The following is a 13,582-nucleotide window of genomic DNA, read 5'->3' as shown; positions in this document are numbered from 1 at the left end:
CAGTGAAAGCGTTTCTGGCCGACGATTTTCTTTTAACAAACGATACGGCGGCAAAGCTGTATCACGAGTATGCCAAAGGCATGCCGATCATCGATTACCACTGTCACTTAAGTCCGAAAGAGATCTATGAAAACAAAACCTTCAAAAATATCACCGAGGTGTGGCTGTACGGCGACCATTACAAATGGAGGGCGATGCGGGCGAACGGCATAGCCGAGGAGTACATTACAGGGAACGCGTCTGATGAAGAAAAGTTCAATGCCTGGGCCAAGACCGTGCCGATGACGATCGGCAATCCGCTTTATCATTGGACCCATTTGGAGCTGCGGAGGTTTTTCGGCGTGTATGAGCTGCTTGACGAAAAGAGCGCACCCGCGATTTGGAGCAATGTGAACGAGCAACTAAACGGAGAAGGCTTCGGTGCAAGAGAATTGATCGAAAAATCCAACGTTGAAACCGTCGTGACAACAGATGATCCGACAGACACTCTGGAATACCATTTGAAGCTGAAAGACGCCGATTTTCGTGTAAGCGTTTTACCTGGATTCAGGCCCGATAAAGCGCTGGAGATCAATCAGGAAGGCTTTGCAGGATGGGTGAAAAAGCTCGAAGACGCAAGCGGCATTGCGATCACCGGATACGCCGATTTTTTGGAAGCGCTTAAAAATCGAATCGAGTTTTTCCACGAAGCTGGAGGCCGGATTTCAGACCATGCCATCAACGAAATGACCTACACGGATACAGACGAAAAAGAAGTGCGGCCGATTTTTGCAAAAGCGATGAACGGCGAAAAGGTCACGCCTGAAGAGGAAACGGCATTCAAGTCGTTCACCCTCCATGTACTCGGGGCTTGTTACGCGGAAAAAGGCTGGGCGATGCAGCTGCATATTAACGCTTTGCGAAACAACAGCAGCAAAATGTACGCGCGGCTCGGGCCTGATACGGGGTATGACGCCATCAACGATCAGGATATCGCAAAGCCTTTGTGCCGGTTTCTCGATTCTCTCGACAGAATAGATGCGCTCCCGAAAACGATTCTTTATTCGTTAAATCCGCGCGACAATGTCGTGATTTCAAGCCTCGCAGGAAGCTTTCAGGACGGAGGGGTGCCGGGGAAAATCCAGCACGGGACGGCATGGTGGTTCAACGATACGAAAGACGGCATGCATGAACAAATGAAATCGCTTGCAAACATAGGGCTGTTAAGCCGTTTTATCGGTATGCTGACGGATTCGCGAAGTTTTCTTTCCTACACGAGGCACGAATATTTCAGGCGTCTGCTCTGCGATGTGATCGGCGGATGGGCGGAAAACGGCGAAGCGCCGGATGACATCGAACTGCTCGGGCGAATCGTGAAAGGAATCAGCTATGAAAATGCAAAGCAATATTTTCAGTTTGAGGTGAAAGACCGCTTGAAAGCTTAAAAAATGATTGCAGAGGAGCTGCTTTCCCTTGGAAATATCGACGGACAGACAGACTGAAACGGTCGTCGCAACTGACGAGAAATTGAGTTTAAAAGAAAAGATTTCTTATGGTTTTGGAGATTTTGGGAATGGGTTCATGTTTGACCTCGGACAGCTTTATCTATTGAAATTTTTTACCGATGTTGCCGGGATTCCGGCGGCCGCGGCCGGAGGAATCTTTCTTGTGAGCAAGCTTTTTGCCGCCGTTGTCGATCCGATCGTGGGGACATCCATCGATTACCGGAAGCGCATCGGGCCGAAAGGCAAATTCAGGCCTTATTTATTATACGGAAGCATCGTGCTCGCGATTTTGACCGTCCTGACGTTCATCTCTCCGAACCTTTCGCCGACGGGCAAATTAATCTATGCGTATGCCTCATATATGATCTGGGGAATCGGCTATTCATTCGTCAACATTCCGTACGGCTCGCTCGGCGCTGCCATGACGCAAAATGCGGTTGACCGGACATCGCTTGCATCCTTCCGGCAGGCCGGTTCGCTCGGCGCGCTATTCGTAACAAGCATTGTCGTCATTCCGATGATCGTCAGATTTGACAATCCGGTGGTCGCGTACCCGGTCGTCATGGGGCTGATGTCAATGCTCGGCGTGCTGTTTTTCTACATCTGCTACCGGAACTGCCAGGAACGGATCATCGTCAAGGACCAAAAGTATAAAGAGGAGAAAGTGACGCTCAAGGCCATTTCAAAAACGTTTTTTACAAACAAACCGCTGCTGACGCTGATTCTTATGACGGTTTTCACGATTTCCGCGTACAATCTCAAATCGGCGATGCTCGTCTATTTCGCCGAATACAATCTCGGAAATGCCGAGCTGATGGCATCGATGAACTTCATCATCATCGGTTCATCCTTTATCGGCGTCATCATGCTGCCGAAGCTTGTCAAAATGTTCGGCAAAAAGAAAACCGCGATTCTCGGCCTTGCGCTTTCCGTCGTAGCCGACGTCATCAACTTCGCCATGCCGAGCAACGTCTTTTTATTTACGATTCTCGCAAGCATCGCATTTATCGGCATCAGCATTCCGAACGGGATCACTTGGGCTTTTGTATCAGATGCGATCGATTACGGCGAATGGAGAACAGGGGAGCGTAAGGAAGGGACCGTCTACTCGTTATTCAATTTCTCAAGAAAGCTGGCCCAGTCGCTTTCAGGCTTCTTATCAGGAATCGGGCTCAGCATCGTCGGCTACGTTCCGAACGTTGCACAAAAAGCGGGGACCCTTCTCGGCATCAAAGCGATTCTGCTTTTATATCCGGCAGTAGCCCTGTCGATTGCGATGCTTGTGATCGGCTATTTATACCGGCTGACGGATGAAAAGCATGCCGAAATGGTTGCCGGCCTGAAATCGAGAACATAGCGGAAATCCTCTGACAAGCGCTCATCTTATGATAAACTGATGGTATGAAACAGCACGTAAAAGGCAGGTTAAAATGAATGTCAGTAACGATTAAAGATATTGCCAGGCTGGCGAATGTATCGCACACCACAGTATCCAGAGCGCTGAACGGCAGTCCGCTGATCAAAGAAAAAACGAAAAAGAAAATACTCGATATCGCAGCCGAAATGAATTATAAACCGAATTTCAACGCGAAAAGCCTTGTGACGCAAAAATCGTTTACGGTCGGCCTGTTTTTGACAAGCCTGACGGACGGTACATCGTCGAGCTTTTTTGCCGACGTTTTGCGCGGCGTCAACAATGTGATTGACGAAAGCTATAACATGTTCGTCAGGGGGATCGACGATTACCATGACTTGTCATTCGTCCACCGCAACCGCTATGACGGCATCATCCTGATCAGCCAAAGCGAGCGCGACCAGGCGTTTATCGATCATGTGACAGGGCAGAATATCCCGATTGTCGTGTTGAACAGAAAGATTGAAAGGCCGTCTGTCATCAATATTTTGGCCAATGAGAAAGAGGGGGCATATTTGGCGGCTTCTCATTTTATCGAAAACGGCCATAAGCGGATCGCGATGGTGCAGGGAAAACAGGGGTTCAAATCGTCCAAGGAAAGGCTTGACGGCTTCCTGGACGCGCTTCGTGCGCACGGCGTCCCGGTTCAAAGCGAATACCTTGCAAGCGGAGATTATACGATGAAAAGCGGCTACAGTGCGGTGGAAAAGCTGCTGAAATTGAAGAATCCGCCGACTGCCCTGTTTTGTGCGAATGACGATATGGCGATCGGAGCGATGAATGCGCTTTATGCAAACGGAAAACGCTGTCCTGACGACATATCGATCATCGGATTTGATGATATCGGCTTTTCCGCATATACGACGCCGTCTTTAACAACTGTTAAAAAACCGACTGAAAAAATCAGTGTGCTTGGGGCGGAAAGTTTGCTGTCCGTCATCGAAAATCCGGAGACAAAAGGCGGCCAGACGCTGATCAGCACCGAACTGGTCATCCGGAATTCCGTCAGGAGATTGTAGCATCATTCCTGATGCACGGACAAAATGTGAACGTGTGCAAATAGAAGAGGAGGGGATGAAAGTGGAGCGGCTGTCCAAATACATAAGGTCAAAGCCGGCATACCCCGAACGGATTTTACAGATCGGGGAAGGAAATTTTATGAGAGGGTTCATCGACTGGCAGATTCATAAATTAAATGAAGAGACTGATTTTAAAGGCAGTGCTGTCGTCGTTCCTCCGCGGCGAGGCTCGATTGAGACCCTGAATGAACAGGATGGGCTTTATACGCTTTATCTTGAAGGCTTCCAAGAGGGGCGGGAAATCCGTGAATCGACTGTCATTACTGCGCTCAGCAGGGGCATCAGCAGCTATGAGCATTACGATGAATTTATGGCGGTCGCCGATCAGCCGGATTTGCGGTTCGTCTTTTCCAATACGACCGAAGCAGGCATCTCATTTATGGAGGAAGACCGGCTGTCAGACCGTCCGCAGAAAAGTTTCCCCGGAAAGCTGACTGCCTTTTTATACAGACGATATCTCACCTTCAACGGAAGCGAACAGAAGGGCCTTGTGATGATTCCGTGTGAACTTCTTGACGACAACGGCGACGAGCTGAAGGAGATCGTGCTGCGGTATGCTGATTTGTGGGGGCTTGAAAAAGGATTCAGCGAGTGGATTGAACGCGCGAATGCATTTTGCAATACGCTTGTAGACAGGATTGTTCCGGGTTTTCCGAAAGACAAAGTCGCTGAGCTTGAGGAAGCCGCCGGCTACCGCGATTCCCTGATTGTCACCGCAGAGCCGTATCACTTGTTTGTCATCGACGGCCCCGATTGGCTAAAAAAAGAGCTTCCGCTCCATGAGGCCGGGCTGAACGCGGTGTTTGTCGATGATGTGGCGCCTTACAGGGTGAGAAAAGTGAGAATTTTAAACGGCGCACATACCGCGATGACGCCGGTCGCTTATTTGGCCGGGCTTGATACGGTTCGCGAAGCGGCCGAGGATGATCTTGTCGGTTCATTTGTCAAAGATCTGCTCACATATGAGGTTATCCCGACGATTGATCTGCCGGAGCAGCAATTAACGGCCTATGCGGATGAGATTCTTGACAGGTTCAGAAATCCGTTTATCCGCCATCAATTGCTCGATATTTCCTTGAATTCGTTCGCCAAATTCAAAGTCAGAAACTTGCCGGTCATCATGGAACATCTCAATAAAAACGGCAAGCTTCCCCAAAGAACCGTCTTTGCTTTAGGCGCGCTGATTTGCTTTTACAAAGGCAAACGAGGTCATTCGGATATCCCATTGGCAGATGATCCGGAGACGCTGTCTTTTCTGAAGATGATCTGGACGGATGAAACAGACGCCGCAGAAATCGCGCGCCGCGTCCTTGGATCTGAAAAGCTGTGGGGGCAAAACTTGAACGAATGGCCGGACTTAGCTGCAATGGTGGCGCAGCATATAGAAGACATCGAGCAGACCGGCATGACCGAATCGCTCAAAAAACTGATGAACAGCCAAAGGCTGAAACTGGGGGATCTATCATGAAAGACTTCCTGATCATCAATCCGTCAGATAACGTCGGAATCGCATTAAGGGATTTACAGGCAGGTGAAACGATCACTGCGGGCGATCAGACGATCCAAATTAAAAGCCCGATTATGAAAGGGCACAAATTTGCTTTGACAGACATTGCCGAAAATGAAAACGTCATCAAATACGGTTTTCCGATCGGACACGCCGCAGAACCGATCGAAAAAGGCGAATGGGTGCATACAAACAATACGAAAACAAATCTGGGCGGTGTCGAAGAGTACAGCTATCAGCCGAGGTTTACGGAAAATCCGTACAGAAAAGAGCCGCTCACCTTTAAAGGCTTTAAACGAAAAGACGGCAGCACGGGCATCAGAAACGAGCTTTGGATCGTGCCGACGGTCGGCTGCGTAAACGGAGTCGCTGAGCTGATCATCAAAGAGTTTACGGCTGATATCGGGGATATGGCGCCATTTGAAAGCGTGCACGTGCTGAAGCATCAATACGGCTGTTCACAGCTCGGCGATGACCATATCAATACGAGGACGATCCTCTCCAATGCCGTGAAGCATCCGAATGCGGGCGGTGTGCTTGTGCTCGGCCTCGGCTGTGAAAACAACGGCATTCACGAATTTCGCGAAGCGCTCGGGGACTATGATGAAGGCCGCGTAAAATTTCTTCTTTCCCAGGAGGTTGCAGACGAAGTCGCTGAAGGTGTGAAGCTTTTGAAAGACATATATGAACATGCTAAATCCGACCGCCGCGAGGATGTTCCGCTTTCAGAACTAAAAATCGGGCTGAAATGCGGCGGTTCTGATGGTTTTTCGGGCATTACCGCGAATCCGCTGCTCGGGCGTCTGTCCGATTTTCTGATCGCCCAAGGCGGGACGGCGGTCTTGACCGAGGTTCCGGAAATGTTCGGGGCGGAAACGCTTTTGATGGAACGGGCCGAAAACGAAGAGGTCTTTCATAAGATCGTCCGCTTGATCAACGACTTCAAGCAATATTTCATTGATCACCGGCAGCCGGTGTATGAAAACCCGTCTCCCGGAAATAAAGCGGGCGGCATTACCACATTGGAGGATAAATCGCTCGGCTGTACGCAAAAAGCCGGAACATCAAAGGTAACAGATGTGCTTGAATATGGGGAAATCTTGAGGAAAAAAGGGCTGAATTTGCTGAGCGCGCCAGGCAACGACCTTGTCGCTTCATCGGCGCTTGCCGCTTCAGGATGCCAAATCGTCCTGTTTACGACAGGCCGGGGCACGCCTTTTGGCACCTTCGTACCGACGATGAAAATCTCGACGAACACGAATATATATGAAACAAAGCCTCACTGGATCGATTTTAATGCGGGCCGGGTGCTCGAAGACCTTTCTGAAGAAGAGATGCTGAGGGAGCTGATCGCTTATTTGCTCGAAGCGGCAAGCGGAAAACAGCTCAACAATGAAAAGAACGGTTTCAGAGAACTTGCGATCTTTAAAACAGGCGTCACGCTGTAAGGGGGATATTCATGTTGACTCTGAAGGAAAAGAAAAAGGACATTGTAAATCGTATTACACTTCCCGTTTTCCCGGAACGCTCGTTTGACGTCACAGCATTCGGGGCCGACGGAAACGGAGAGGCGGATTCAACGTCCGCTTTTCAGCGGGCGATTGATGAAGCGCACCGAAGCGGAGGCGGAAGGGTGACGGTTCCGAAAGGCGTCTTTCTGACCGGAGCTCTTAAGCTCAAAAGCAATGTGGAATTGCATCTAAAAAAGGGTGCGGTCATCGCATTCAGCAGGAATCCCGACGATTATCTGCCGGCTGTCTTGACGAGATTTGAAGGTGTTGAGCTCTACAATTATTCACCGCTGATCTATGCTTACGAAGCCGAGAATATTGCGATCACCGGAGACGGGACGCTGGACGGCCGGGCTGATGATGCGCACTGGTGGCCGTGGAAGCGGGGGACAAACGGCCAGCCGTCACAGGAAAACGACCGTGACGCGCTCTTTGAGATGGCGGAGCGAAATGTCCCGGTTGAAGAGCGACGCTTCGGAAAAGGCCATTATTTGCGCCCGAATTTCATCCAGCCGTACCGCTGCAAAAACGTCCTGATTCAAGGCGTAACCGTGCTCAATTCGCCGATGTGGCAAATTCATCCCGTGCTGTGCGAATCCGTGACGATAGACGGAGTCAAGGTGATCGGACACGGCCCGAATACGGACGGAGTCGATCCCGAATCGTGCAAAAACGTGATCATTAAAAATTGTCAGTTTGACAATGGCGATGACTGCATTGCCGTCAAATCGGGAAGAAACGCCGACGGACGGAGGATCAACGTACCTTCAGAAAACATCGTCATCGAAAACAATGACATGAAAGACGGGCACGGCGGCGTCACGATCGGCAGCGAAATTTCCGGAGGCGTAAACAACGTATTTGCAGAAGGCAACCGGATGGACAGCCCGAACCTCGATAGAGCCCTCCGCATTAAAACCAATTCCGTCCGGGGCGGTGTGCTGGAGAATATTTATTTTTACGACAATGTCGTAAAAAGCCTGAAACGGGAAGTCATCGCCATTGATATGGAATACGAAGAAGGGGGTGCGGGAGAATTCAAACCCGTCGTCCGCAACATTGAAGTCGATCGTCTGAAAAGCACGGGCGGGCAATACGGGATCAGGGTGTTGGCATATGATCACTCGCCTGTAACGGGACTGAAGGTAACCGATTCGGAGATTAATGGCGTTTCCGTGCCGATGGAGCTCAAAAATGTGAAGGATCCTGTTTTTTCTAATCTGTATATTAACGGCAAGCGCTATGATTCACCTGAAAAATAAACTAAATCCTCTGCCGCCGGCAGAGGATTTTAGTTTTCGCTTTTTACCGAGGAGATTAACCGTTTCATAAACACCCGGCTTGCGGCGCACAAATGCTTGTTTTTACGGTAAACGACGGCAATCTCTGTCGTCAGATCAGGCCTTTGAATCGGGATCGTCTGAATGGACTGATCGCCGATGCAATCAAGGTAGCCCTTTGGCAGAATGGTGGCGCCGATCCCTTTAGCGACCATGTTTGTGATCGATTCCATCGTCGTCATTTCCATGACCGGCCGCGGCTCAAATCCCAGAGTGCGGCACTTGTCGTTGATCAGCTGCCGCAAAACATACGTGTCAGGCAATAAAATGGACGGGACTTCTTTTAAAACGTCAAGTGTCACAAATGGCTGTTCTGCAATGGGATGATCAATCGGCGCTGCGAGGGCGAGATGCTGCGTTAAGAAAGGAACCGTTTCCAGATCATCGTGTTCCAGCGGCTGGGCGACAATGCCCAAATCGAGCTTATTTTCCAGCAGCCGGTCGTAAATGTCTCCGGTTCTGAGGCCCAATACCGATAGTTCGATATTGGGATAGCTGCGGTGAAATTCGATGACAGTGTCAGGAAGCAAGTAATTTACAACTGTCAAAAGCGCACCGATCTTTAACGACCCCCTTTTTAAACCTTGCAGCTCGCTGATAGCTGCGCGCGCCTGTGACAGCTCATGAAAGATATGATAGCAATGCTCCAGCAGTATGTTTCCCGCTTCTGTCATGGCGGTCCGTTTGCCGACGCGGTCAAACAAAGGCGTTCCGATTTCGTGCTCAAGCAAACGGATTTGCTGGCTCAGCGAGGGCTGGGCGATGCCCAGCTTTTCGGCCGCGCGGGTAAAATGAAGCTCCTGACATAAGGTCATGAAATATTCCAGTTGTTTTAGCTCCAATCATCTTTCCTCCCTAAAAAAATCGTCTTTTCGGTATTGATCATAGGATAATCCTATCATTTTTATAATAATGATTGAATTGTTTAATGAGAAGGCTGCGATTATACTTACATATCAAGAGGAAAACGTTGAATACAAGAGGTGATTTCTAATGGAACGTGCCGACATCCTTTCGATCAATGTTGGGAAGCCAAAGCAGGTTCGGTTTAAACACAGGGAGGTATCTACCGGAATATTTAAGACCCCTGTAGAAGAATCTGTCTTTCTGTCATGGACGAATTTCGACGGAGACGGGCAGGCCGACCTTGTTCATCATGGAGGCAGGGAAAAAGCGGTATGCGTCTATCCGTATGAACATTATCCGTTTTGGGAAAACGAACTGCAAAGAAAATTGGAATTTGGTGCGCTTGGAGAAAATATAACAATCAGGGGGCTGGTGGAGACCGATGTTCATATCGGCGATGTTTTTCAGCTCGGCGAAGCGATCGTCCAGGTCAGCCAGCCGCGGCAGCCCTGCTATAAATTAACCGTAAGGTACGGCGTGCCCGACATGTTGCTGAAGGTTCAAGATACAGGCTTTACGGGCTTTTATTTTCGCGTACTGAAAGAAGGGCATGTATGCAAGACGGACGGTTTGAAACGAATATCGCGCCACCCGAAAGCCGTGACGATTTCTTACGCAAATCGCATGAAGCATCATGAGAAGGATAATATCGACGGCATCAAAAAGCTTCTTGAGGTCGAAGAGCTGTCGGAAAATTGGCGCGCATCATTTCTGAAACGCCTTGACGGCATTGAGCCGGATCATCAGGAAAGGCTGACAGGCAACCTGTGAGCAAACCGCTCCGGCGTTGGCAATTCAGCAAAAAATCCTCTGCTTATCGGCAGAGGATTTCTGTTAAATGGAGCGGATAATGCCGCCTTCCACCCGTTGTGCCGAGCCGTTGATCGCCGCCGCTTTTTCTGAAGCGAGATAAACGATCGTGCTGGCGACTTCCTCCGGCTTTGCGTAACGCTGAATTAAAGAAGTCGGCTCATTCACTTTAAAGTAGTCTTTGACAAATGTGTCTAAATCGGTATTTTCCGCTGCGGCAGCCCCCTTCATATAATTGGCGACGCCTTCGGTCCATGTTGGTCCCGGAAGAACCGAATTTACGGTTACATTCGTTCCTTTCGTCATTTCCGCCAGTCCTCTTGATAAACTGATCAACGACGTTTTTGTCATGGAATAAGGAATCATTTGCGGAAGAGGTTTGATGCCGGCTTCGCTCGCCAGATTCAAAATCCTTCCGGCGTTTTTCTTCAGCATTTTCGGCAGGAAGGCGCGGCAGAGGCGGATGGCGCTTAACACGTTCACCTCAAAGTACTCGAGCCATTCCTCATCCGTGACGTCCGCAAAATCTTTCACTTCAAAGAATCCCATATTGTTGACGAGGATATCAAGCTCACCGATCTGCTCTGTTTTTTCAATCAGTGCCCTGCTTTGTTCAGGATTTGACAAATCCGCGGCGATTCCGTAGACCGTTCCTCGTTTGGACAGCTCGTCAGCGACTGCCTGAACCTTTTCCTCCGTGCGTCCGTTTACGATCACCCGGGCGCCCTCCGCCAAAAAGGCTTCAGCTGCAGCTTTTCCGATGCCTGCAGTGGATCCTGTTACGAGAACGAGTTTGTTTTGCAGCTTTAAATCCATATAAAATCAATCCTTGTTTTAAAAATCTAAGATGAAAAAACATCCATGTTCAAGTATAGCGCAGTCATGCGTGATCGGTCGAAAACCCTGCTTGACATGCCTATTTTTCTCTTTCTTTCAGCCATTTATGAATGTCGGTTGAGAAACACGTATTTCTTGCTGCTGTAACGCGTCTGCAATCAGGCTGTGAAATGGTCGTCAAGCTCAGCTGTTTCATGATTTTTCCCATGTTTGCCTGCATAAATAAGTCTATAATTTTCCATATCAGCGATCAAAAGCGGAGCGGACATTTCAGGCCTGGGGGTGGACGAGCGGGGGATAAACGGCAGAGCATCATCAGGTTCCCGGCTTCATTTCCACAAAGCCCCGGACCTGCGGAAGATGGAGAAGCTCACTGACAGGGGCGGAGCAACCCTTAACGCTTAGGCCGGGTCGGGGTCCGTCATGCCCAAGCGTCCCAGCGACGGTCCAGGCTGCGCCTGCAATATTGTTTTTAATGCTTTGATGAAAACAGCGTTTTTCCCTTGAAAATCCCGTTTCTGAGAATCTCATATACAAGCCTGAACCGACTATAGTATAATAATTCCGAAAATAGGATACGAATGAGTCAGAAAGGTGACGGCCCAGGCTCAGCCGCTGATTTTGCGGGAATTGCGGGGGCGCCGGCCCTGACGACGACACGCGTATTTTGTGGGGCACACTTTATACGAGCAGAGGTATTTTTATTTTATCCCGAGGAGGAAACAGCATGAAGAAACTAGCGGGTTTGCTGCTTTCGCTGCTTTTGGCCGTCGGCGTCCTCGCCGGCTGCGGATCAGCGAAAGCCCCGGAAGAATCGCAGAATAAACAGGAAAAAACGGCTGAAGCATTTCCGGTCACAATGAAGGATGCTTCAGGACAGGAAATCAAAATCGAAAAGGAGCCGAAGAGGATCGTCTCCCTGATGCCGAGCAATACTGAAATTACATACGCTCTCGGCCAGGGCAAAAAAGTGGTCGGCGTGACGAAAAATGATACATATCCGGAAGAAGTAAAAAAGGTTAAGCAAGTCGGAGATATGAATTTTAGTGTTGAAAAAGTCATCGCTTTAAAACCTGATTTGGTGCTGGCCCACGCTTCAGCCATGCAGAGCGCTGAGGAAGGATTAAAGCAGCTGCGGGATGCCGGGATTACGGTCGTTACGGTCAATGATGCGGCATCTTTTAAAGAAACTTATCAATCGATCGAAATGATCGGAAAGGCAACGGGTGCGAACCGGAAGGCTGAAGAGCTTGTGAAGAGCATGAAATCTGATCTTGCGGCAATAAAAGAAAAAGCTGAAAGCATACCTGAAAAAGAAGAGAAAACGGTGTTTGTTGAGGTGTCTCCCGCTCCCGACCTCTATACGGCCGGAAAGGGCACCTTCATGAATGAAATGCTTGAAGCCATCCGTGCGAAAAACGCTGCTTCCGCGCAGGAAGGATGGATCAAGATGACAGAGGAGTCGGTCATCAAGCTGAATCCCGATGCGATCGTGACGACAAACGGCGCATCGTCTGTCAAAGATATCAAAAAACGGAGCGGCTGGAGCGGCATAAAAGCCGTCAAAAATCATAAAGTATACGACGTGGACCCCGATCTTGTGACCCGTCCGGGGCCTCGGTTGATCAAAGGGGTCGAGGAGCTTGCGGAAAAGATTTACCCTGACGTATTTAAGAAATAGCCGTCCGGCTGCATATATCATAAGCCTGGCATTTTTAACGGTCTCTATTCTTATGGGAATCTCTGTCGGATCTTTGGAGATTCCCATTCCTTCTATTATCAAGGTTTTTTTGCAATTCGGCTTTCCCGGAATCAAGACCGACCCGATGCAGGCGAACATTATCATGAATATCAGGCTGCCGAGAGTGATTTTGGCCGCGCTCGTCGGCGCGGCGCTGGCTGCGGCTGGAGCGGCGTTTCAGGGGCTGTTGAAAAATCCGCTTGCCGATCCTTACACGCTCGGCGTCTCTTCAGGAGCGGCGGTCGGAGCCGTTGTCACCCTGTTTTTCGGCATCCAGCTCCCCGCAATCGGCGGCTTTACGCTGCCGCTCCTCAGCATAGCGGCAGCCGTCGCCGTGATGTTTATGGTCCTGTTTTTTGCCAGGCTTGTCCATCCCTCACTGCCGCTGTCTGCGCTCATTTTGACGGGGGTTATTTTCAGCTCGTTTTTGGGTGCGCTTATTTCTTTAATGATCGCGCTGACGGGGGATGATCTAAAGCCGATTGTTGGGTGGCTGCTCGGGAGCGTGTCGATGAGGGGCTGGAGCTATATTGGGCTGTTTCTTCCCTTTATGATATGCGGAACAGCAGGGCTGTTGCTGAATGCAAGGGAATTAAACGTGATGACATACGGGGAGGAAAAAGCAAGGCTGCTCGGCGTCAATGTTGAGAAACGAAAAATCGCGGTCCTCGTGTCAGGTTCAATTTTGACGGGAGCGGCTGTTGCCGTCTCAGGCACGATCGGTTTTGTCGGACTCGTTGTCCCGCACATGATCCGGCAGCTGTGGGGAACTGATCACAGGCATTTGCTGCCGCTCTCCATTTTAAACGGCGCCGGCTTTCTGGTGCTTGCCGATTTGACCGCGCGCACGATTATCGAGCCGTCTGAACTGCCGATCGGAATTATCACAGCCTTAATAGGAGCGCCGGTGTTCGGAGTCATTTTGATTCGCCGGCAGCGCGGAGGTATGTAAC

General features: G+C 49.8%; 12 protein-coding genes. 9 read left to right on the top strand and 3 right to left on the bottom strand.

The window, feature by feature from the left end:
* Nucleotides 1-2 precede the first annotated feature (2 nt).
* The 6 genes from uxaC (at nt 3) to NSQ39_RS16445 (ending at nt 8,257) form a co-directional block, all read left to right on the top strand.
* Entirely contained in the window at nt 3-1,424 is a 1,422-nt protein-coding gene (gene uxaC, locus NSQ39_RS16470) for a glucuronate isomerase (RefSeq protein ID WP_341016000.1), read from the top strand.
* Nucleotides 1,425-1,458: 34 nt separating this feature from the next.
* On the top strand, nt 1,459-2,841 hold the full coding sequence (locus tag NSQ39_RS16465) for a glycoside-pentoside-hexuronide (GPH):cation symporter (protein WP_175075597.1): 1,383 nt from the start codon (nt 1,459-1,461) through the stop codon (nt 2,839-2,841).
* Between the two features lie 77 nt (nt 2,842-2,918).
* Nucleotides 2,919-3,917 carry a LacI family DNA-binding transcriptional regulator gene (locus NSQ39_RS16460; RefSeq protein WP_175075466.1) on the top strand — a complete coding sequence of 333 codons (999 nt, stop codon included), beginning with the start codon at nt 2,919-2,921 and terminating at the stop codon, nt 3,915-3,917.
* A gap of 61 nt (nt 3,918-3,978) precedes the next feature.
* On the top strand, nt 3,979-5,445 hold the full coding sequence (locus tag NSQ39_RS16455) for a tagaturonate reductase (RefSeq protein WP_175075465.1): 1,467 nt from the start codon (nt 3,979-3,981) through the stop codon (nt 5,443-5,445).
* Complete coding sequence (locus NSQ39_RS16450; protein WP_046129238.1) at nt 5,442-6,932, top strand: UxaA family hydrolase; 1,491 nt, start codon at nt 5,442-5,444, stop codon at nt 6,930-6,932. Before NSQ39_RS16455 ends, NSQ39_RS16450 begins: the two co-directional genes overlap by 4 nt.
* A gap of 11 nt (nt 6,933-6,943) precedes the next feature.
* Nucleotides 6,944-8,257 carry a glycoside hydrolase family 28 protein gene (locus NSQ39_RS16445; RefSeq protein WP_373687988.1) on the top strand — a complete coding sequence of 438 codons (1,314 nt, stop codon included), beginning with the start codon at nt 6,944-6,946 and terminating at the stop codon, nt 8,255-8,257.
* Nucleotides 8,258-8,286: 29 nt separating this feature from the next.
* On the opposite strand, the gene NSQ39_RS16440 is transcribed toward NSQ39_RS16445, so the two are convergent.
* On the bottom strand, nt 8,287-9,177 hold the full coding sequence (locus NSQ39_RS16440; protein ID WP_175075464.1) for a LysR family transcriptional regulator: 891 nt from the start codon (nt 9,175-9,177) through the stop codon (nt 8,287-8,289).
* Between the two features lie 151 nt (nt 9,178-9,328).
* Here NSQ39_RS16440 and NSQ39_RS16435 point away from each other — a divergent pair, with 151 nt between their 5' ends.
* On the top strand, nt 9,329-10,012 hold the full coding sequence (locus NSQ39_RS16435; RefSeq protein WP_046129240.1) for an MOSC domain-containing protein: 684 nt from the start codon (nt 9,329-9,331) through the stop codon (nt 10,010-10,012).
* 63 nt (nt 10,013-10,075) lie between these two features.
* On the opposite strand, the gene NSQ39_RS16430 is transcribed toward NSQ39_RS16435, so the two are convergent.
* Nucleotides 10,076-10,867 (bottom strand): SDR family NAD(P)-dependent oxidoreductase, encoded by a 792-nt coding sequence (locus NSQ39_RS16430; RefSeq protein ID WP_046129241.1) that lies wholly within the window; start codon nt 10,865-10,867, stop codon nt 10,076-10,078.
* A gap of 100 nt (nt 10,868-10,967) precedes the next feature.
* Entirely contained in the window at nt 10,968-11,096 is a 129-nt protein-coding gene (locus tag NSQ39_RS16425) for a hypothetical protein (RefSeq protein WP_269081995.1), read from the bottom strand.
* A gap of 519 nt (nt 11,097-11,615) precedes the next feature.
* Here NSQ39_RS16425 and NSQ39_RS16420 point away from each other — a divergent pair.
* Nucleotides 11,616-12,569, top strand: coding sequence for an ABC transporter substrate-binding protein (locus tag NSQ39_RS16420; RefSeq protein ID WP_046129243.1), 954 nt, complete (start codon nt 11,616-11,618; stop codon nt 12,567-12,569).
* Entirely contained in the window at nt 12,532-13,581 is a 1,050-nt protein-coding gene (locus NSQ39_RS16415; protein WP_046129244.1) for a FecCD family ABC transporter permease, read from the top strand. Before NSQ39_RS16420 ends, NSQ39_RS16415 begins: the two co-directional genes overlap by 38 nt.
* The last annotated feature ends 1 nt before the right edge of the window (nt 13,582 follow it).

Origin of the sequence: Bacillus sp. FSL W8-0848, from assembly GCF_038007805.1 — a bacterium.
In the GTDB taxonomy this organism is placed as follows: domain Bacteria; phylum Bacillota; class Bacilli; order Bacillales; family Bacillaceae; genus Bacillus; species Bacillus glycinifermentans.
The sequence above is the reverse complement of the archived record's forward strand: the minus strand, read 5'-3'. Positions and strand labels throughout refer to the sequence as shown.

Bases quoted from the DNA above. Each gene is read 5' to 3' on its own strand.
- NSQ39_RS16450 (WP_046129238.1), top strand. From the start codon at position 5,442: ATGAAAGACTTCCTGATCATCAATCCGTCAGATAACGTCGGAATCGCA.
- NSQ39_RS16430 (WP_046129241.1), bottom strand. From the start codon at position 10,867: ATGGATTTAAAGCTGCAAAACAAACTCGTTCTCGTAACAGGATCCACT.
- NSQ39_RS16435 (WP_046129240.1), top strand. From the start codon at position 9,329: ATGGAACGTGCCGACATCCTTTCGATCAATGTTGGGAAGCCAAAGCAG.
- NSQ39_RS16420 (WP_046129243.1), top strand. From the start codon at position 11,616: ATGAAGAAACTAGCGGGTTTGCTGCTTTCGCTGCTTTTGGCCGTCGGC.
- NSQ39_RS16445 (WP_373687988.1), top strand. From the start codon at position 6,944: ATGTTGACTCTGAAGGAAAAGAAAAAGGACATTGTAAATCGTATTACA.
- NSQ39_RS16460 (WP_175075466.1), top strand. From the start codon at position 2,919: ATGTCAGTAACGATTAAAGATATTGCCAGGCTGGCGAATGTATCGCAC.
- NSQ39_RS16425 (WP_269081995.1), bottom strand. From the start codon at position 11,096: ATGGGAAAAATCATGAAACAGCTGAGCTTGACGACCATTTCACAGCCT.